Origin of the sequence: Pseudomonas knackmussii B13, from assembly GCF_000689415.1 — a bacterium.
Lineage (GTDB): Bacteria > Pseudomonadota > Gammaproteobacteria > Pseudomonadales > Pseudomonadaceae > Pseudomonas > Pseudomonas knackmussii.
The window spans coordinates 4,351,704-4,369,990 of sequence record NZ_HG322950.1 but is presented as its reverse complement, the minus strand read 5'-3'; the positions used below and the strand labels follow the sequence as shown (position 1 = coordinate 4,369,990).

Sequence of the window (18,287 nt, the reverse complement as noted above, 5' to 3'; positions counted from 1 at the left end):
GCCCATCCATGGGCGCGGGTCCGCGGGGACTCAGGCGCGCGCGGCGCGGCTGGCGGCCGGCGAGCGGGCGAGGTAGTCCAGCGCTTCCTGGGTGTTGGCCTCGTGGTCCGGGTGGTACCAGGGCTTGAAGTAGCGCAGGAAGCTGGTCGCCACCGAGGAGATCCTTGGCAGCAGGCCGCGCTTCGCGCTGTCGCGCCAGATGGCGAAGAAGCCGCGCGGCTTGGTCAGGCTCGGGTCCTGGCGGGCGATGGTGCGAGTGCCGAAGGCGAACAGCCAGACGATCAGCGGCCAGACCACGAACATCCACAGCTGGCGGCTGACGAAGCTGCCGCCCAGGTGCACGTGCAGGTCGTGGGCGACGTTCCGGTGCTCCACTTCCTCGGCGCCGTGCCAGCGGAACAGGTCGAGCAGCACCGGGTCGGCCTTGGCGCGGTCCAGCGCATCGGCCTCGAGAATCCATTTCCCGAGTACGCAGGTGAAGTGCTCGACGGCGGCGACGATGGCGCAACGCTGGCCGATCCACCAGCGCTGCAGCCAAGGCCGGCGGTTGAACAGCTGGTAGCCGAAGGGTGTGTCGCTGAGCAGCTGCTCGAACAGGTAGTCCATCACCTTCAGGTACTTAGACGAGTCGATGTTATGCACCGACAGGTAGCGCTCCAGCGCCCCGGAGTGCGCGCGCGAGTGCATCGCCTCCTGGCGGATGAAACCCTGCACGTCGTCGCGCAGGCGGGCGTCCTTCACGAAGGGCAGGGCCTTGTTGTACAGGCGGCAGAACCACAGCTCGCCGGCCGGCAGCATCATATGGATGACGTTGATCACGTGGGAGGCCTCGGCCTCGCCGGGGATCCAGTGCAGCGGCGAGTCGCTGTAGTCGAACTGGACCTTGCGCTGCACCAGGCGGTGATGATGGTCGATCATGGCGCGTACCTCAGGAAGTCAGGTTGAAACGGGCGAACAGACGCGACAGGCCGGGCAGCAGGCGCCATTGCCAGTGCGCCATGTGCACCTCGCTGCCGGCGGCGACCACCGGCTTGTTGCGTTGCACGGCCTGGACGATCTTCTCGCCCACGCTATCGGGGCTGAGCCGGCGGCGCCGGTAGAAGCGCTGCACCTTGGCGCGGCGCTTGGCCTGTTGCTCGTCGGAGAGCCCGGCGAAGCGGGTGGCCTGGACGATGCCGGTGTCGACGAAGCCGGGGCAGGCGGCGCTGACGCCGATGCCCTTGCCGGCCAGTTCGGCGCGCAGGCATTCGCTGAGCATCAGCACCGCGGCCTTGCTGGTGGCGTAGGCCGGGTAGTTGCGCGACGGGGCAAAGGCCACGCCGGAGGCGACGTTGACCAGGTGCCCGGGTTTGCCGGCCTCGACCATCTGCCGGCCGAACAGGCGGCAGCCGTCGATCACGCTCCACAGGTTGACCCGCAGCAGACGCTCCCAGTCCGCCGGGGTGGTGTCGAGCATGGCGCCGGCCATGCCGATGCCGGCGTTGCTGATCACCACGTCGGGCACGCCCAGGCTGCTCTTCACCCATTGGGCGAAGCGCTCCATGGCGGCGCTGTCGCCGACATCCACGCAATAGCTGAAGGCGCTCGTGCCCATCGCACGGGCCAGTTCGGCACTGCGTTCGGCGGCGGCCGGGTCGATGTCCGCGGCGAGCACGCTGGCGCCGCGCTCGGCGAAGCTGAGCAGGGTCGAGCGACCGATGCCACCGCCGGCGCCGGTGACCACCACCAGCTTGCCGGCGAAGGGCCCAGAACCCGGCTTCAGTGCGGCGCGTTGCAGTGCCTGACTGGCTTCGCCGCCTTCGATGTGGCTGGCGAATTCGTCGATCCAGCCGGCCAGGCGATCGGCTTCGGCGAGCAGCGTCCAGTGCCCGGCGGACACATCGCGCCGCCACAGCCGCGGCGCCCACAGCGAGAGTTGCTGGAACAGCTGCTGGCCGACGTAGCGGTCGCGGGTCGGCACTATCAGTTGCACGGGGACCTCGGTGTGGCGCTTGCGCGGCTTGAAGATCGAGGTGATGAAGTTCGCCCGATACAGCTTCACCCCATGCACGCCGTCGCTGGCCTGGTGCGGGTTTATCGCCGGATTGCGAACGCCCTCGACCTTGCGCAGGTATTGCGGCCACAGGCGAGCCACGCCCAGGCGCCAGGACAGCGCCGGGAGCAGCGGCAGGTGGAAGTAGTAGATGTACCAGGAGTGCACGAGCTGGCTGACCAGTTGCAGCAGTGCGCGCGGGCTCTTCTGCCGCAGGCGGTCGCGCATCCAGAAGCCGACGTGGTCGAGGCAGGGGCCGGAGACACTGGTGTAGGAAGCGATGCGCTCGCGCAGCGCCGGGTCGGTGACGCTTTCCCAGGTCTGGATCGAGCCCCAGTCGTGGGCGACCAGGTGCACCGGGCGTTCGGGGCTTACCGCATCCAGCACGGCCTTGAGGTCCTGGCTGAGCAGTTCCAGGCGGTAGTCGCGGGTCTTGCCCGGCTTGTCCGATGCGCCGGCGCCGCGCACGTCGTAGGCCACGACTTGATAGCGACCAACCAGGCGTTCGATCAGTGGCAGCCAGACTTCATGGTTGTCCGGGTAGCCGTGGACGAACAGCAGCATCGGTTTGCTCGCGTCGCCCCAGCGGTAGACGGCCAGGCGCACGTCGCCGGACTGCGCCGTCAGGCGTTCGGCCGGCGGCAGGCCGGGGCGCTGTTCCAACATGGCGTTCATGCGGCCTCCTTGCGCACTGCCAGCAGGCCGCGCTCGCGCCAACGGCGTACATGAGGCAAGTCGTCGTCCAGCCAGAAGGCATCGTCTTCGGTGATCACCAGCAGCTCTTCGTATTTCACGCCGACGCCACGCAGGCCGAGGTGCGGTTCCACCGCCCAGAAGCCAGGTGTGGGCGCGTGTTCAGAGCGGGCGTTGCTCGACCACAACGGCGACCAGCCTTCGCGGCGCCCGGTGAGCAGCGCGTTGCGCGTCAGGGTGTAGAGGTTGCGCACGCCGAAGCGGGCGATGGACGGGCCGCTCTTGCGCTCGCCGAGCTTTTCCACGCGGTGTGCCAGGACTTCGAACGGGTAGGCCTTGTGTCGCGGCAGGGTGCCCTGGCGCTGGCACAGGCGGTCTACCGCGCGGCTGACCTCGGCCATCGGCTGGCGCTGGCGGATGAGGTCGAGGATGAGTTCGCGGTGCGGCAGCAGGTCGTCCATCAACCGGTCGACCAGCAGGTTGCTGCCCAGGGCGCCCGAGTAACCGACGTCGGCGGTATAGGCGCCGAGGGTGGGGGCGCAGTCGAGGATGAACGGCATGCCCTCTTCCAGGCGCGTGCGTCCGGGGTAGAAGGCCAGGTTGAAGCCGCCCAGGTGGCGCAGGCCGTCGAAGCCCTTGAAGGCGGTGCGGGTGCCGAACCAGGCGAAGGGTTGGTGGAACCACTCGTGCACGCCGTGATCCTGCAGCCAGGTCTTCATCAATGCGGCGGTTTCGCGCTCGCTGATGCCGGGGTGCAACTCGCCGGCGATGGTTTCGCAGCAACGGTAGGCGAGCTGCTGGACGTCGCGGAAGCGCGCCAGGTCTTCGGGGGTGGGCAGCCAAGCGCCGTGGGACATGACTCTCTCCAGGCCGGTTGTTGTTATGGGTCTGCGGAAGTGATCGTGACATTGGTCGATGTCATGGTTCGATGCTGACCCATCCGCCTCGCGCGCGCCATGCCCGGGGGCGGTGTTACCGTCCCGGTCATTCGTCTACAGGCCAGGAACCGCGCGGGTTGAGCGGAAGAGAGGGTTGGGGCGGCGGGGCCAAATCCCGCCTTTGGTTGGGCTCTGGACGGTTTTGTGATCCGCGCTTTGGGAATAACCCGTTCCGGTTGTAGCGCTCGCGATGCCGTCGCTATGATCGCGCCCATGAGCACACCCCTGAGCCTCCTGCAGCGCCTGCTCCAGCGTCCCGACGACAGCCCGCGGGCGCTGGATGACGAGCGCGAATTCAGCGTCGACGAACTGGCCCGCGAAGCCGGCAGCACCGTGCGCAATGTCCGCGCCTATCAGGACCGCGGCCTGCTGCCGCCGCCGGAGAGGCGTGGACGTACCGGCGTCTATTTCGCCAGCCACCTGCGCCGCCTGCGCCTGATCGGCAGCTTGTTGGAGCGCGGTTACGGCCTGTCGAACATCAAGGAGTTGCTGGAGAGCTGGGAGCGCGGCCAGGACCTCGACCATGTCCTCGGCCTCGACGAGGCGATCCTCGGTGCCTGGAACCAGGAAGCGCCGGCGGTGATCGGTTTCGACGAGCTGCAGGCGATCTTCGGTGACGAGCTGAATGACGAAGTGATCGAGCGCGCCCTGGCCCAGGGGCTGCTGCAGTTCGATGGCGAGCGGATAAACGTGCCCAGCCCGCGCCTGTTCAATGCTGGCGTCGAGCTGCACCGCTCGGGTATCCCCCTGGCGGCGCTGCTGGAGCATCTGGCGGTGCTGCGCAGCGACACCGAGCACCTGGCCGCCGGCATCGTGCGCTTGGTGGTGACCCATTTGGTGGACAAGAAGGGCGCCGACCTGCTGCCCGGAGCGGCCGACCTCGGGCAACTGGCGGAGGTGTTCATGCGCTTGCGCCCGCTGGCCGAGCAGGTGGTGCTGGTTGAACTGGCGCGCGGCCTCAAGCTGTCGGCCAACGAGATGCTCGGCGAGCGCGTCGGCGAGATCCTGCGGCAGCTGGAGCAGCCACGCTAATCCTGCGCGGCCTGCTGCAGGCGTTGGCGCAGCCAGAGGCGCGCTGGATCGCGTTCGGCGTCTTCGCGCCAGATCTGCACGAAATCGAAGCGCGGTAGCGCCAGGGGTGGTTCGAACACCGCCAGCGAGTCGGACAGTGCCAGGCGTTCCAGGCAGCGCTCGGCGATGGTCAGGACCAGGTCTGTTCCTTCGAGCAACGCGGGCGCCACAGTGAAGTGAGGCAGGGTCAGCGCCACCCGACGCTGCAGGCCGAGCTTGCCGAGGCAGCCGTCGACCTCCTCCAGCGTATCCTGCAAGGCCACGCGCAGATGCGCGGCGGCCAGGTAGGCGGGCAGCGACAGACTCAAGGGCCGGTCCAGCAGGTCGCGCCGGCAAACGCAGACGAAGCGTTCCTCGAACAGCCGCCAGGCGCGCACGCCAGCAGGCAGCTCCGGAAAAACGCCCAGGGCGCCATCCAGTTCACCTTCAGCCACCTGACGGGCCATTTCCAGGCGTGATTCCTGGGTGACGCCAAGGCTCGAATGCGACGCGCTTTGGCGCAGGTCGCGCAGCAGGCGTGGCAGAACCACCCAGGCGCCGTAGTCGGACATGCCCAGGCGAAAGTGCCGGTGGCTGGACTCCGCCGCGAACGCCGGTCCGCCTAGCAGCCCTCGTACGCCGTCCAGTGCCAGGACGAGTCGAGGCGCCAGCTCCAGCGCGAGGCTGGTCAGGCGCATCTCGTTCCTGACCCGCACCAGCAGTGGGTCGCCCATTAGCTCACGCAGGCGTGCGAGGGCATGACTCACCGCCGGCTGCGACATGGCAAGGCGATCGGCTGCGCGGGATACGTGTCGTTCGGCGAGGAGGGCATCGAGGATCACGAGAAGGTTGAGGTCGATGCGTCGCAGGTCATGAATCTCATGCATATGTGCCGTGCCAAATGTGCATTTCAATTCGCTGATTGGATAGCAAAGGATAGTCCCATCGACAAGTGACGGAGTTCTTCCCATGTCCAAACTTCTGCTCATTGCCCTGGCCGTATCGGTGGGCGGCCTGGTGGCCCTCCAGGCCGGCAGCAACGCCTTTCTCGGGCGTCAACTGGGGCATCCGCTGAGCGCCAGCCTGGCCTCGCTGAGCGTTAGCCTGGGCGTGGTCGTGCTCGCCCTGCTGGTGCTGCGCGTGCCGCTACCGGCCAGCGGCGGATTGGCCGCGACGCCTTGGTGGAGCTGGCTCGGCGGGCTGTTCGGCGCAGCCTACCTGACGGTCGCAGTCATGCTGGCGCCGCGCCTGGGCGGCGCGACTTTCCTGGCCTGCGTGGTCGCCGGTCAGGTGCTTGTCGCCTCGCTGTGCGACCAATACGGCTGGCTGGGCTTTCCAGTGCGCCGGCTCAGTGCGGAGGGTGTGATTGCGCTGCTACTGATTGTCGCCGGCGTGCTTCTGCTGCAGTGGCGCGGGCGACTGGCCTGAGCAGCGCCTGCTCATTGCAGGCTCAGGTGCCGGCTCAACAGCGCGCGCAGCGCCGCCGGCTTGACCGGCTTGGCGAGGAACTCCAGGCCCTGGGCATGCACCTGCGCCACCAGTTCGGGGCGGGCGTCGGCGCTGATCACCACGCCGGGCACCGGCTCGCCCATCCGCGCACGTAGCCAGGCCATCAGCTCGGCGCCGGTCTCGCCGTTGTCCAAGTGGTAGTCGATCAAGGCCAGCTCGGGGCGCGCGTCGCCGGCCAGCAGCTGCTCGCAGTCGGCCTTGCTGCGGGCGGTGAGCACGCGGCAGCCCCAGCGGCTGAGCAGGCTGCTCATGCCGACCAGGATGCTGTCTTCGTTATCCACGCAAAGCACCTGAGCACCGTTGAGCTCGGCCGGCGTTTCGACTCGGTGGCCATTGAGTTCGGCCGGCGCCGGTTGCCGGGCCAGCGGCACGCTGACGCTGAAGACGCTGCCTTTGCCTGGCCAGGAGCGTACTTCCAGTCGGTGGCCGAGCACCTTGCACAGCCGGTCGGCGATTGCCAGGCCCAGGCCCAGGCCTTTTTCGGCGCGGGTCTGGTGGCTGTCCAGGCGCTTGAACTCCTCGAAGATCACGCTGAGCTTGTCCTCTGGAATCCCCGGGCCGCGGTCCCAGACTTCCAGGCGCGCATGCCCGGCCTCGCGGCGTACGCCGAGCAGCACGCGGCCCTTGGCGTAACGGAAGGCGTTGGTCAGGAAGTTCTGCAGCACCCGTCGCAGAAGCTTGATGTCGCTGTCCACGCGCAGCTTGCTGCCGCGCAGGCGGAAGTCGATGCCCTGTTCCTGCGCCAGTGCGCAGAACTCCGCGTCCAGCGGATCGAGCAGCGCGCTCAGCGGGAATGCCGTGCGTTCGGCGCTGACCCGGCCGCTTTCCAGGCGCGAGATGTCGAGCAGGTCGGTGATCAGGTCCTCGGCGGAGCGCAGCGAGGAATCCAGGTGGCGCACCAGTTCAGTAGCTTCGCTGGACAGTCCGTTCTGGTGCCCGAGTGCGGCTGAGAACAGCCGGGCGGCGTTCAGCGGCTGCATCAGGTCGTGGCTGACGGCGGCGAGGAAGCGCGTCTTCGACTGGTTGGCCGCCTCGGCGGTGCCCTTGGCCTCGGTCAGCGCCTGGTTCAGCTGCGACAGCTCGTGAGTACGTTCCTGTACGCGTTGCTCCAGGCTTTCGTTGGCTTCCTTGAGTCCGTGCTCGGCGTCGCGGAACGCGGTGATGTCGGTGAAGCTCATGACGAAACCGCCGCCGGGCATGGGGTTGCCGATCAGCTCGATGACGCGGCCGTTGGGGAACAGTCGTTCGGAGGTGTGCGGCGTGCCCTGGCGCATCCAGTACAGGCGCTTGGCCACATGCAGGTCCGGGTCTCCGGGACCGCAAAGACCGCGTTCGGCGTTGTAGCGGATGATGTCTGCGATGGGGCGGCCGACGTAGATCAGGCCTTCTGGGTAGTCGAACAGCTCAATGTAGCGGTGGTTCCAGGCCACCAGGCGCAGCGACTGGTCGACCACGCTGATGCCCTGGGTGATGTTCTCGATGGCGCCCTGCAGCAGCGCGCGGTTGAACTGCAGCACTTCGGAGGCTTCGTCGGCGATCTTCACCACGTCCTCGACCTGCATCTCGCGGCCTTCGATGGCGGCTTTCACCACCGCCCGCGCGGAAGAGGCACCGAGCACGCCGGCGAGCAGGCGTTCGGTGTGGGCGATCCACTCCTCGTTCGCGTTCTGACTGGGCACGAAGCCCTTGCCCTGGCGGTAGGCGAAGCGGATGAAGCTTTGCCGGGCGCGCTCTTCGCCGACGAAGCGCGCGGCAAGCATCAGCAGGTCTTCCAGCTGTACAGCGAGCATCGAGCGCGAGCTGGGCTTCTGCGAAAGCTCCTGGCCAATGAAGCGGCTGGCCTGCCAGTGCTCGGAGACGCGGGTGCGGGAGAACACCGAAACCAGCCCGAACAGCGCGAAGTTGCCGATTAGCGAAAGCAGCACGCCGAGGGTCAGCGGCTCGATGTTCACGCCGAAGGGGCGGCCGGCGAGCCAGGCCAGGCCGGGGAAATTCTCCAGCGGCCAGCCCAGGCCGCGGGCGATCACCGGCAGCACCAGGGTGTAGGCCCAGAGCGCGGAACCGGCGGCGAGGCCGGCGAACACGCCGCGGCGGTTGGCCTGTTTCCAATACAGCGCGCCGATCATTGCCGGGCCGAGTTGGGCGATGGCGGCAAAGGCGATCTGGCCGATGGTGGCGAGGCTCGCGGTGGAGCCGAGTAGGCGGTAGCTGACGTAAGCGAGCAACAGGATCAGCGCGATGCTGACCCGGCGCACGGTGAGCAGCCAGTGGCGGAACACCTCGAACGGCTGCTCGGCATTGCCGCCGCGGCGGCGCAGCAGCCAGGGCAGCAGCATGTCGTTGGAGACCATGGTGGACAGCGCCACGCTGGCGACGATGACCATGCCGGTGGCCGCCGAGGCGCCGCCAATGAAGGCGAGCAAAGCCAGCGCCGGGTGCTGTTCGGCCAGCGGCAGGCTGATCACGAAGGAATCGGGGATGACCCCTGCCGGCAGGGGCATCTGCCCGGCGAGGGCGATCGGCACCACGAAGAGCGCGGCGAGCACCAGGTAGGCCGGGAAGACCCAGCGTGCCAGGCCGAGGTCGCGCGGCTCAATGTTCTCCACCACCAGCACGTGGAACTGCCGGGGCAGGCACATGATCGCGGTCATGGCCACGCCGGTCTGCAGCAGCATGGCCGGCCAATGCACGGTTTCCTGCCAGTACTCGGTCAGTTGCGGCGCGACGCGCGCGGTTTTAAGCAGGTCGTCGAAGCCGTCGTAGAGGCCGTAGGTGACGAAGATGCCGACGGCGAGGAAGGCGGCGAGCTTTACCAGCGCCTCGAAGGCGATAGCCAGGACCATGCCGCGGTGGTGTTCGGTGACGTCCAGGCTGCGCGTGCCGAAGACGATGGTGAACAGCGCCAGCACCAGCGACACGATCAGCGCCGTGTCCTGCGCGCGGCTGCCGCCGGCATCGGCGCCGGCGCCGATCAGCAGGTTGACGCCGAGCACGATGCCCTTCAGTTGCAGGGCGATGTAGGGCAGCACGCAGACCACGCAGATCAGCGCCACCACCACGGCCAGCGCCTGCGACTTGCCGTAGCGCGCGGCGATGAAGTCGGCGATGGAAGTGATGTTCTCCTGCTTGCTGATCATGATCATCTTCTGCAGCACCCAGGGCGCGAAGAGCATGAGCAGCACAGGGCCGATGTAGATCGGCAGGAACGACCAGAGCTGGCCGGCGGCCTGGCCGACCGCGCCGAAGAAGGTCCAGCTGGTGCAGTAGACCGCCAGGGACAGGCTGTAGACCCACGCGCGCATGCGCGGCGACAGCGGCGCGCGGCGGCGGTCGCCGTAGAAGGCGATGGCGAAGAGGATGGCCATGTAGAGAAGGGCGACCGTGGCGATCAGCCCGCTGGACAACGACATGCGAACTCCGGATTGACTCGCTCCCCCGCAGGAGCGCTGTAGCTGCATGCAGTTTCGCACCAAAGCGGGAGGCTGTCAGAAAGCCTGCGACCAAGGTCGCAGCGGTCGCTTGCCGCGCTTCATGCTCGCTGGTAGCTTTGCGCGCCTTCCGCGCCGGGGGGCGCCCGTCGCACCCTGGCGGCGCTAGTGGCACTATTGCCTGGCGCCGGGCTCGAAGCGGAGCCGGCGGAGAGTCGATGCGAGAGGAGGGGCCATGTTCAGACCGTCACCGATAACCCTGCAACGCGGCGCGCTGCGCCTGGAGCCTATGGTCGAGGCCGACGTCTCCGAACTGGTGGCCCTGGCCGAGGCCAATCGCGAGGCGCTGCAATTCATGAGCGCGCCGCAGCGTCCGGACTGGTACCGCCAGAGCATCGCCGACCAGCGCGAAGGCCGCGCCCTGCCGCTGGTGGTGCGCCTGGGCAACCAGATCGTCGGCACCACCCGCTTCATGGACTTCCTTCCGGCGTTGCCGGCCTGCGAGATCGGCGGCACCTGGCTCGACTCCGCGCAACACGGCAGCGGGCTCAATGCCAGCATCAAGTACCTGATGCTGCGCCAGGCCTTCGACAACTGGAAAATGGTCCGCGTGCAACTGAAGACCGCCGCCAGCAACCTGCGCTCGCAGCGTGCCATCGAGAAGCTCGGCGCGGTCCGCGAAGGCGTGCTGCGCAATCATCGCCGACTGGCCGGCGGACGCCTCGACGACTCCGTGATCTACAGCATCACCGACCTGGAGTGGCCGCAGGTCAAGGCCGCGCTGGAAGCCGGTTTCAACGGCTGAGCCGGGGCATGGACACAGGCACGCTGCAGGACGACGCCCAGGGCGAACGTACGCGCTTCTGGCGCGCCCAGGAACTGGGCGGCTTGGAGCTGCTGCATGCGCGCTACATCGGGCAACGCTTCGCTCCGCACGTACATGAAGGCTTCTCCCTGGTGCTGATCGAGCAGGGCGCCCAGCGCTTCCGCCATCGCGGCGCCGAGCACCTGGCGCCGAGCGGCAGCCTGGTGCTGATCAACCCCGATGAAGTGCACACCGGCTCCAAGGCCCACGATGCGGGTTGGCAGTACCGCGGCTTCTACCCGGAGATCGACCAGGTCGGCAGCGTGCTCGACGAGCTGAGCCTTGGCGGTCGCGGCTTGCCGACCTTCGACGCCAGCGTGCTGCACGATCCGCAGCTGAGCCGGGCTTTCATCCATGTACACCGGCTGCTGGAGTCGCCGGCCAGCGACCTGGAGCGCCAGACCTGCTGGCGCGAGGCATTGCTGGCCCTGTTCCAGCGTCATGCGCGGGTGCCGGAGGCGCGTCCGTACGGGCAGGAGCCGCTGGCCGTGGCACGCGCCCGCGAGCTGCTGGCCGCGCGCCTGCTCGATCCGCCGTCGCTGGAGGAGCTCGCAGCGGCGGTCAATCTTTCGCCCTTCCATCTGTCCCGCGTATTCCGCCAGGCCACCGGCTTGCCGCCGCACGCCTGGATCAAGCAGCGTCGCCTGGAGCAGGCGAGGGCGCTGCTCAAGCAGGGCGGCGCGCCGGCAATGGTGGCCGCGCAGTTGGGTTTCGCCGACCAGAGCCACCTTAGTCGCCAGTTCAAGCAGGCCTATGGCGTGGCGCCGGGCGAGTACCGGCTGGCGTGCGGGCGCTCCATCATCTCTTCGTAGGATCGCCGTAGAATTTTTCGCGCGGGGATGTGGCCTGCGGCCCGGCTGTTGCGGTCAAATCAGCGACGGACGCTTCGCGTCCTCCCGGCCCGCTACAGGGTCGCCTGACCAGGTACACACGGACGATGAGCCAACATTCGCAATTCGCCTTGCTGGGCACCCGGCGTTTCCTGCCGTTCTTCATCACCCAGCTGCTCGGCGCCTTCAACGACAACATCTTCAAGCAATCGCTGATCCTGGCGATCCTCTACCACCTGAGCGTCAGCGGTGACCGCAACCTGCTGGTGAACCTCTGCGCGCTGCTGTTCATCCTGCCGTTCTTCCTGTTCTCCGCCCTGGGCGGGCAGTTTGGCGAGAAGTTCAACAAGGACGCGCTGATGCGCGGGCTGAAGCTGGCCGAGATCGTCATCATGCTGGTCGGCGCGGCGGGCTTCCTGCTCGGCAGCCTGACACTGCTGTTCATCGCGCTCTTCGCCATGGGCACCCATTCGGCGCTCTTTGGCCCGGTGAAGTACTCGATCCTGCCGCAGAGCCTGCGCGAGGACGAACTGGTCGGCGGCAACGCCCTGGTGGAAATGGGCACCTTCCTCGCCATCCTCGCCGGCACCATCGGTGCCGGCGTGCTGATGTCGCGCGCCAGTTTCGCGCCGGGCGTGGCAGTCGCCGTGGTGCTGGTCGCCACCTGCGGCTACCTGGCCAGTCGCGGCATCCCGCGTGCCGCGGCGGCGCTGCCGAACCTGCAGTTGGACTGGAACATCTTCAAGCAGTCCTGGAGCATCCTGCGCCTGGGCCTCGGGCAGCGCCCGGCGGTGTCGCGCTCGCTGGTCGGCAACTCCTGGTTCTGGTTCCTCGGCGCGGTCTACCTGACGCAGATCCCGACCTACGCCAAGGAGTTGCTGCACGGCGACGAGAGCGTAGTGACGCTGATCCTCACGGTGTTCTCGGTGGGCATCGCACTGGGTTCGATGCTTTGCGAGAAGCTCTCCGGGAAGAAGGTCGAGATCGGCCTGGTGCCCTTCGGCTCCATCGGCCTGAGCCTGTTCGGCATCCTCCTGTGGTGGCACAGCGGCGGCTTCCCCGCGGCGGACGCGCCTTATACCTGGCTGGGCGTGCTGGAGCAGCCGCAGAGCTGGGCGGTGCTGCTCGACATCCTCGGCATCGGCATCTTCGGCGGCTTCTACATCGTGCCGCTCTATGCGCTGATCCAGGCGCGCACCGAGGAAGACAAGCGTGCCCGCGTGATCGCTGCAAACAACATCCTCAATGCGCTGTTCATGGTGGTCGCGGCCATCGTCTCGATCCTGCTGCTGTCGGTGGCCGGGCTGAGCATCCCGGAGCTGTTCCTGGTGCTCTCGCTGATGAACGTCGCGGTGAACGTGTACATCTTCAAGATCGTGCCCGAGTTCACCATGCGCTTCCTGGTCTGGCTGCTCAGCCACTCGATGTACCGCGTCGATCACCGCAACCTCGAGGCCATCCCCGACGAGGGCCCGGCGGTGCTGGTGTGCAACCACGTGTCCTTCGTCGATGCGCTGCTGATCGCCGGTTCGATTCGCCGGCCGGTGCGCTTCGTCATGTACTACAAGATCTTCCAGATCCCGGTGCTCAACTTCATTTTCCGCACCGCCGGCGCCGTACCCATCGCCGCGCGCCACGAGGACGAGCGGATCTACGAGGAGGCCTTCGCCAAGGTGGCCGAGTACCTGAAGGAAGGCGAGGTGGTGTGTATCTTCCCCGAAGGCAAGCTGACTGCCGATGGCGAGATGAACGAGTTTCGTGGCGGCGTGGAGCGGATCATCGAGGAAACCCCGGTGCCGGTGATCCCGATGGCGCTGCAGGGGTTGTGGGGCAGCTTCTTCAGCCGCGACCCGGGCAAGGGCTTGTTCCGTCGCTTCTGGTCGCGGGTCAGCCTGGTCGCCGGGCAGCCGCTGGCGCCCGAGGTGGCCGGCCGCGAGCGCTTGCAGGCGCTGGTGGCGGACCTGCGGGGCAATGCCCGCTGAAACGAAAAAGCCCCGGCAATGCCGGGGCTTTTTTCAAGCAGCCGAGGTTCAGATGACCTGAACTTCGTCAGCCTGCAGGCCTTTCTGGCCTTCAACGACTACGAAGGAGACCTTCTGGCCTTCCTGCAGCGATTTGAAGCCAGTGCCCTGGATGGAGCGGAAGTGCACGAACAGGTCGCCGCCGCTTTCCTGGGTGATGAAGCCGAAGCCTTTGGCATCGTTGAACCATTTGACGGTGCCGGTTTGACGAGTCGACATGGAATTACACCTTGAACGTTGTGGATTGCTGCGCGGCGAGCCGCGCCGGTTCTGAGTTGCAAGGTGTGGGGGCGGGCGCCGTGACTACCCTGGCAAGCACAGTGGCCGCAGCATACCGGGAGTTTTCCGGGAAAGCGACAGTACGCGCGCAGCGAAATTTCAATGGCTGAGCTTGAGGCCGACCAGGCCGCAAAGGATCAGCAGGATGCTGAGCAGGCGCAGCAGAGCAATGGACTCGCCAAAGAGCAGGATGCCGACGATCACCGTGCCGATGGCGCCTACGCCGGTCCAGATGGCGTAGGCGGTGCCCAGCGGCAGATTCTTCATGGCCAGGCCAAGCAGGCCGATGCTGGTCAGCATGGCCAGCGCGGTAAACAGGCTGGGCCAAAGGCGGGTAAAGCCTTCGGTGTATTTGAGACCGACCGCCCAGGCCACTTCGAACAGGCCGGCGACGAACAGGATGAACCAGGACAAGGAAACCTCCGGGGCAGCATTGAAAGGCAGGGCCGTCCCCGTTGGTACACCGCTCAGGTGGTGAGGTCGTCCTCACGATGCGCAGTATTTTGCACTTTTCTTCTGCCGCGGCAACCGCGGCGGGAGATCGACCTCACTTGCGAGGCTCGTCGGAAAGGCGGCGGAACCAGCTCGACAAGGTTGCGCCTGAGACGTTGTGCCACACGCTGAACAGCGCGCTCGGCACTGCCGCCAGCGGCGAGAAGTGCGCACTCGCGAGGGCTGCGCCAAGCCCGGAGTTCTGCATGCCGACTTCCAGGGCCAGCGACTTGCGCTGTGCCAGCGGCAGCCCGAAGAGTTTCGCGGCGAGGTAGCCGAGGAGGAAGCCGAAGCCGTTGTGCAGGATCACCACGGCCATGATCAGCAGGCCGGACTCGGCGATCTTCGCCTGGCTGGCGGCAACCACCGCCGCAATGATCACCACGATGCAGATCACCGAGACCAACGGCAGCGCTTCCACCACCACGCGTACCCGTGCGCCAAACAGTCGCTGGGCGACCAGGCCGAGGGCGATGGGCAGCAGCACGGCCTGCAGGATCGACCAGAACAGCGCGCCGAAGGATACCGGCAGCCAGGCCGAAGCCAGCAGCCAGATCAGTGCCGGAGTCAGCAGCGGGGCGAGGAGGGTAGTCACCGCGGCGATGGAAACCGACAGCGCCAGGTCGCCACGGGCCAGCCAGGTCATCACGTTCGAGGCTGTGCCGCTCGGGCAGCAGCCAACCAGGATCACGCCGACGGCGATTTCCGCCGGCAGCTGCAGCGCCTGGCAAAGCAGCCAGGCGACGCCGGGCATGATGACGAAGTGCGCTACCACGCCCAGGCACACACGCCACGGGTGGCGCGCCACTTCGGCGAAGTCTTCCAGCTTGAGGGTCAGCCCCATGCCGAACATGACGATGCCGAGCATCGGCACTATCGCCGGGGCTAGCGGGCGGAACCACTGCGGGGCGAAGAAGGCGAGCACGGCGAACAGCAGAACCCAGAGGGCGAAGGTGTTGCCGACGAAGCGGCTCAGCAGGGCGAGGGCGCGCATGGGCGAATCCTGATTGTTCTTCTAATGAAACCGGCGCCCTGGGGCGCCGGTCGTCGCGGACATCTGCTGTTTAGATGCCCTGGGGGATTTCCTCGCCGCCGAGGGCTTCGAACAGCGCGGGGAGGAACTCGCCGAAGGTCAGCATCATCAGGATGAAGCTGGCGTCCAGCTGGCCGAGGGCATCGTCGCCACCGTCCTTCTCCGCCTGCTCCTGCAGCAGCTCCTCGAAGCGCAGGCGCTTGATCGCCAGCTTGTCGTCGAGGACGAAGCTCAGCTTGTCCGACCAGGCCAGGGACAGCTGGGTGACCAGCTTGCCGGAGGACAGGTGAAGCTGGATCTCGTCGCTGGTCAGGTCCTGGCGCTTGCAACGGACTACGCCGCCGTCCTCGTGGGTGTCACGCAGCTCGCACTCGTCGAGGACGAAGAAGTCGCCGGCGGCTTCCTGGGTCTTCACCCAGTCGGTGAGGGTGGCGCTAGGCGCGACTTTCACGCTGAGCGGGCGCACCGGCAGCGAGCCTAGGGCTTCGCGCAGGGTGGACAGCAGGTCCTCGGCCTTCTTCGGGCTGGCCGAGTCGACCAGGATCAGGCCCAGCTCGGGGGCGATCGCGGCGAAGGTCGAGGAGCGGCGGATGAAGGCGCGCGGCAGCAGGGTCTGGACGATCTCGTCCTTCAGCTGGTCGCGCTCCTTCTTGTAGACCTTGCGCATCTGCGCGGTCTCGATTTCGTCGACCTTCTCCTTGAGCGCGTCACGCACCACGCTGCCGGGGAGGATGCGCTCCTCTTTACGCGCGCTGATCAGGTAGAAGCCCTGGCTGACATGCGCCAGCGGCGCGTCGGGGCCCTTGCCGAAGGGCGCGGTGAAACCGTAGGTGGTCAGTTCCTGGCTGGCGCAGGGGCGCGCCGGCTTGCTGGCCAGGGCTTTCTCGAGGGCATCTGCATCGATCTGCAGATCCTGGGTGAGGCGGTAGACGAGCAGGTTACGGAACCACATGAGGGTCAAACTCCCGGACACAAAGGTCTGCATTATTCCCACAGCGGCGGTCCAGGCCAAGCCCATGGCTTTTCGCCTTGCATTGCTAAGCCTTTGGAACGGCAGAAAATTTTTTTTAATCAGGGGCTTGCCAGGGTGCGAATGCGTCCGTAGAATGCGCCCCACTTCGAGAGTGAAGGGTGATTAGCTCAGCTGGGAGAGCATCTGCCTTACAAGCAGAGGGTCGGCGGTTCGATCCCGTCATCACCCACCAATCTCGGGTCCGACGCAGCGGTAGTTCAGTCGGTTAGAATACCGGCCTGTCACGCCGGGGGTCGCGGGTTCGAGTCCCGTCCGCTGCGCCATATTCAAAGCCCTCAGGTAGAAATACCTGGGGGCTTTTTCGTTGCCGTCCGGCATGTTTTCCTGGCCCAGTCCTGGGCACCTATCCTCTTAATTTTTCTATAAGTTTGCCGTGGGAACTTATCCCCCGGCGACGGTTCCTATTGCCCATAGCCATTGGTCGCGACGCCCTGCTAAGCTCGCGGCTTCACCGAAATGCCAGCATGGCGAATAGACAAGGAATCAGCATGAAACAACATCGGTTGGCGGCGGCGATCGCACTGGTCGGCCTGGTTCTCAGCGGCTGCGATCAGAAAGCTGCCACTGTCGAGCTCAAGACTCCGGCGCAGAAGGCCTCTTATGGCATCGGCCTGAACATGGGCAAGAGCCTGGCCCAGGAAGGCATGAATGACCTGGATCCCAAGGCCGTTGCCCTGGGCATCGAAGACGCCATCGGCAAGCAGAAGCAGAAGCTGACCGATGAAGAGCTGACCGAAGCCTTCACCTTCCTGCAGAAGCGTTCCGAAGAGCAGGCGGTCAAGCTGAGCGAAGAAACCCTCAAGGCCGGCAAGAAGTTCCTCGAGGACAACGGCAAGCGCGAAGGCGTGGTCACCACCAAGTCCGGCCTGCAGTACGAAGTCGTGAAGAAGGCCGACGGCGCGCAGCCCAAAGCTACCGACGTGGTCACCGTGCACTACGAGGGCAAGCTGACCGACGGCACCGTGTTCGACAGCTCCATCCAGCGTGGCAGCCCGATCGACCTGCCGGTCAACGGCGTGATCCCGGGTTGGGTAGAAGCGCTGCAGCTGATGCACGTTGGCGAGAAGATCAAGCTCTACATCCCGAGCGAACTGGCTTACGGCGCACAGAGCCCGAGCCCGACCATTCCGGCCAACTCGGTGCTGGTGTTCGACCTGGAACTGCTGGCAATCAAGAATCCGAACCAGGCAGGCGACGAGCCGCAGGCCCCGGCGAAGAACTGAGTACCTTCGTACCACATCGAGCGCCCCGCCCTTTGGCGGGGCGTTCGTTTTTCCGTCGTACGAGCGCAACGCCGGGGCTGACCGACGAGTCTGATTGGGCATGCTGCAGTGCGCGGGTGTTACCCTTATGCACATTTATGACGCAGTTGAAATGTTGCCTGGTGCTTGACAGCGATAGCCCTCATCGCATAGCCGCAACTGCATGATTTTTAACGGGTTTCCAGGCCTGGATAAAAAATCGCCGATCTGTCTGCAGGCCGCTGGTGGCGGGGCATTCGGCTCGGTTGGAAGATAATTTCAACAGAGTTATCCACAGGAAAGGTGGATAACCCACAGGAGGCCCGGCACAGCCCGCCGGGGCGAGGTGGAGCATGAAAAAGCCCGCTGGATTCGATCGTTACCTGAACCTCGCCGAGCGCTTCCTGGCGCGCGGGCGGGTCCCAGCCCTGTTGTTCGCCGTAGCGCGCAAGAGCTCACGGCTGAAGTTGGTGAAGTCCGATCTCAAGTTGCTGCAGGAGCTTGCCCTGGCAACGGTGCGCGGGCAGTACCGCGAGCTCAACCCCAAGGCCCTGCTGGCGGTGGTTGCGGCGCTGCTGTATTTCCTGTCGCCGGTGGACGTGATTCCCGACTGGATCCCCGGCTTCGGCCTGCTCGACGATCTCGCCGTGCTGGCTTGGGTGGTGCGTCACTGGCAGTCCGAATTGGACGCCTTCAAGGCCTGGCGTGACCGCCAGAGCGTGGACGTGCGGCAGTCGCTGAATTTGCTGCCGGCCCCCGGGGAGTCGTCCGCGTCCTGAGCCGCCTTTGAGCGAAGCGCTGCGCTGCTGGGCTGATCGACCTTTCATGGGCGATACTTGTGAA

16 protein-coding genes and 2 tRNA genes are annotated in these 18,287 nt (G+C 66.4%); 9 read left to right on the top strand and 9 right to left on the bottom strand.

The window, feature by feature from the left end; all coding sequences use genetic code 11:
• Nucleotides 1-30: 30 nt before the first annotated feature.
• Genes PKB_RS20510 through PKB_RS20500 form a run of 3 tightly spaced genes read right to left on the bottom strand, consistent with a single transcriptional unit; the run spans nucleotide 31 to nucleotide 3,582 of the window.
• Nucleotides 31-918 carry a metal-dependent hydrolase gene (locus PKB_RS20510; RefSeq protein ID WP_043254027.1) on the bottom strand — a complete coding sequence of 296 codons (888 nt, stop codon included), beginning with the start codon at nucleotides 916-918 and terminating at the stop codon, nucleotides 31-33.
• Between the two features lie 10 nt (nucleotides 919-928).
• Entirely contained in the window at nucleotides 929-2,707 is a 1,779-nt protein-coding gene (locus tag PKB_RS20505) for an SDR family oxidoreductase (protein WP_043254024.1), read from the bottom strand.
• A complete protein-coding gene (locus PKB_RS20500; protein WP_043254021.1) occupies nucleotides 2,704-3,582 on the bottom strand; it encodes a M24 family metallopeptidase in 879 nt (292 codons plus the stop codon). The genes PKB_RS20505 and PKB_RS20500 overlap by 4 nt, the downstream gene beginning before the upstream one ends.
• Nucleotides 3,583-3,996: 414 nt before the next feature.
• On the opposite strand from PKB_RS20500, the gene PKB_RS20495 reads away from it, so the two are divergent.
• Complete coding sequence (locus PKB_RS20495; protein WP_236658431.1) at nucleotides 3,997-4,695, top strand: MerR family transcriptional regulator; 699 nt, start codon at nucleotides 3,997-3,999, stop codon at nucleotides 4,693-4,695.
• Here the strand turns inward: PKB_RS20495 and PKB_RS20490 are convergent.
• The gene (locus tag PKB_RS20490) at nucleotides 4,692-5,600 is read right to left on the bottom strand and encodes a LysR family transcriptional regulator (RefSeq protein WP_043254016.1); all 909 of its coding nucleotides are present in this window, start codon (nucleotides 5,598-5,600) and stop codon (nucleotides 4,692-4,694) included. The genes PKB_RS20495 and PKB_RS20490 overlap by 4 nt on opposite strands.
• A gap of 82 nt (nucleotides 5,601-5,682) precedes the next feature.
• On the opposite strand from PKB_RS20490, the gene PKB_RS20485 reads away from it, so the two are divergent.
• On the top strand, nucleotides 5,683-6,141 hold the full coding sequence (locus PKB_RS20485) for a DMT family transporter (protein ID WP_043254014.1): 459 nt from the start codon (nucleotides 5,683-5,685) through the stop codon (nucleotides 6,139-6,141).
• Nucleotides 6,142-6,152: 11 nt separating this feature from the next.
• Here the strand turns inward: PKB_RS20485 and PKB_RS20480 are convergent, their stop codons facing one another.
• Nucleotides 6,153-9,632 carry a hybrid sensor histidine kinase/response regulator gene (locus PKB_RS20480; protein WP_043254012.1) on the bottom strand — a complete coding sequence of 1,160 codons (3,480 nt, stop codon included), beginning with the start codon at nucleotides 9,630-9,632 and terminating at the stop codon, nucleotides 6,153-6,155.
• 253 nt (nucleotides 9,633-9,885) lie between these two features.
• Between PKB_RS20480 and PKB_RS20475 the strand changes: the two genes are divergently transcribed.
• The 3 genes from PKB_RS20475 to PKB_RS20465 all read left to right on the top strand — a co-directional run bounded on the left by PKB_RS20475 (nucleotide 9,886) and on the right by PKB_RS20465 (nucleotide 13,327).
• Nucleotides 9,886-10,455 (top strand): GNAT family N-acetyltransferase, encoded by a 570-nt coding sequence (locus PKB_RS20475; protein ID WP_043254009.1) that lies wholly within the window; start codon nucleotides 9,886-9,888, stop codon nucleotides 10,453-10,455.
• A gap of 8 nt (nucleotides 10,456-10,463) precedes the next feature.
• Nucleotides 10,464-11,327, top strand: coding sequence for an AraC family transcriptional regulator (locus PKB_RS20470; RefSeq protein ID WP_156958053.1), 864 nt, complete (start codon nucleotides 10,464-10,466; stop codon nucleotides 11,325-11,327).
• Nucleotides 11,328-11,452: 125 nt separating this feature from the next.
• On the top strand, nucleotides 11,453-13,327 hold the full coding sequence (locus PKB_RS20465; protein WP_043254007.1) for an MFS transporter: 1,875 nt from the start codon (nucleotides 11,453-11,455) through the stop codon (nucleotides 13,325-13,327).
• Nucleotides 13,328-13,375: 48 nt separating this feature from the next.
• Here the strand turns inward: PKB_RS20465 and PKB_RS20460 are convergent, their stop codons facing one another.
• The 4 genes from PKB_RS20460 to rdgC all read right to left on the bottom strand — a co-directional run bounded on the left by PKB_RS20460 (nucleotide 13,376) and on the right by rdgC (nucleotide 16,122).
• Entirely contained in the window at nucleotides 13,376-13,585 is a 210-nt protein-coding gene (locus PKB_RS20460; RefSeq protein ID WP_043254005.1) for a cold-shock protein, read from the bottom strand.
• A gap of 159 nt (nucleotides 13,586-13,744) precedes the next feature.
• Nucleotides 13,745-14,059 carry a quaternary ammonium compound efflux SMR transporter SugE gene (gene sugE / locus PKB_RS20455; RefSeq protein ID WP_043254003.1) on the bottom strand — a complete coding sequence of 105 codons (315 nt, stop codon included), beginning with the start codon at nucleotides 14,057-14,059 and terminating at the stop codon, nucleotides 13,745-13,747.
• Nucleotides 14,060-14,192: 133 nt separating this feature from the next.
• Nucleotides 14,193-15,131, bottom strand: coding sequence for a bile acid:sodium symporter family protein (locus PKB_RS20450; RefSeq protein ID WP_043254001.1), 939 nt, complete (start codon nucleotides 15,129-15,131; stop codon nucleotides 14,193-14,195).
• Between the two features lie 70 nt (nucleotides 15,132-15,201).
• Nucleotides 15,202-16,122 (bottom strand): recombination-associated protein RdgC, encoded by a 921-nt coding sequence (gene rdgC, locus PKB_RS20445; protein ID WP_043253999.1) that lies wholly within the window; start codon nucleotides 16,120-16,122, stop codon nucleotides 15,202-15,204.
• A 177-nt stretch (nucleotides 16,123-16,299) separates the two neighbouring features.
• Between rdgC and PKB_RS20440 the strand changes: the two genes are divergently transcribed.
• From PKB_RS20440 to PKB_RS20425, 4 genes are all read left to right on the top strand, one after another.
• Nucleotides 16,300-16,375, top strand: a tRNA-Val gene (locus tag PKB_RS20440).
• Between the two features lie 14 nt (nucleotides 16,376-16,389).
• A tRNA-Asp gene (locus PKB_RS20435) sits at nucleotides 16,390-16,466 on the top strand.
• Between the two features lie 225 nt (nucleotides 16,467-16,691).
• Entirely contained in the window at nucleotides 16,692-17,426 is a 735-nt protein-coding gene (locus PKB_RS20430; RefSeq protein ID WP_043253996.1) for a BamJ family beta-barrel-assembly machinery protein, read from the top strand.
• Nucleotides 17,427-17,797: 371 nt separating this feature from the next.
• Nucleotides 17,798-18,223: a YkvA family protein gene (locus tag PKB_RS20425; RefSeq protein ID WP_043253994.1), complete on the top strand. Its 426-nt coding sequence runs from the start codon at nucleotides 17,798-17,800 to the stop codon at nucleotides 18,221-18,223.
• The last annotated feature ends 64 nt before the right edge of the window (nucleotides 18,224-18,287 follow it).

What these genes read in the sequence shown, in the direction of transcription:
- PKB_RS20510 (WP_043254027.1), bottom strand. Translation starts at nt 918, where the DNA reads ATGATCGACCATCATCACCGCCTGGTGCAGCGCAAGGTCCAGTTCGAC.
- PKB_RS20505 (WP_043254024.1), bottom strand. Translation starts at nt 2,707, where the DNA reads ATGAACGCCATGTTGGAACAGCGCCCCGGCCTGCCGCCGGCCGAACGC.
- PKB_RS20500 (WP_043254021.1), bottom strand. Translation starts at nt 3,582, where the DNA reads ATGTCCCACGGCGCTTGGCTGCCCACCCCCGAAGACCTGGCGCGCTTC.
- PKB_RS20490 (WP_043254016.1), bottom strand. Translation starts at nt 5,600, where the DNA reads ATGCATGAGATTCATGACCTGCGACGCATCGACCTCAACCTTCTCGTG.
- PKB_RS20485 (WP_043254014.1), top strand. Translation starts at nt 5,683, where the DNA reads ATGTCCAAACTTCTGCTCATTGCCCTGGCCGTATCGGTGGGCGGCCTG.
- PKB_RS20480 (WP_043254012.1), bottom strand. Translation starts at nt 9,632, where the DNA reads ATGTCGTTGTCCAGCGGGCTGATCGCCACGGTCGCCCTTCTCTACATG.
- PKB_RS20475 (WP_043254009.1), top strand. Translation starts at nt 9,886, where the DNA reads ATGTTCAGACCGTCACCGATAACCCTGCAACGCGGCGCGCTGCGCCTG.
- PKB_RS20470 (WP_156958053.1), top strand. Translation starts at nt 10,464, where the DNA reads ATGGACACAGGCACGCTGCAGGACGACGCCCAGGGCGAACGTACGCGC.
- PKB_RS20465 (WP_043254007.1), top strand. Translation starts at nt 11,453, where the DNA reads ATGAGCCAACATTCGCAATTCGCCTTGCTGGGCACCCGGCGTTTCCTG.
- PKB_RS20460 (WP_043254005.1), bottom strand. Translation starts at nt 13,585, where the DNA reads ATGTCGACTCGTCAAACCGGCACCGTCAAATGGTTCAACGATGCCAAA.
- PKB_RS20450 (WP_043254001.1), bottom strand. Translation starts at nt 15,131, where the DNA reads ATGCGCGCCCTCGCCCTGCTGAGCCGCTTCGTCGGCAACACCTTCGCC.
- rdgC (WP_043253999.1), bottom strand. Translation starts at nt 16,122, where the DNA reads ATGTGGTTCCGTAACCTGCTCGTCTACCGCCTCACCCAGGATCTGCAG.
- PKB_RS20430 (WP_043253996.1), top strand. Translation starts at nt 16,692, where the DNA reads ATGAAACAACATCGGTTGGCGGCGGCGATCGCACTGGTCGGCCTGGTT.
- PKB_RS20425 (WP_043253994.1), top strand. Translation starts at nt 17,798, where the DNA reads ATGAAAAAGCCCGCTGGATTCGATCGTTACCTGAACCTCGCCGAGCGC.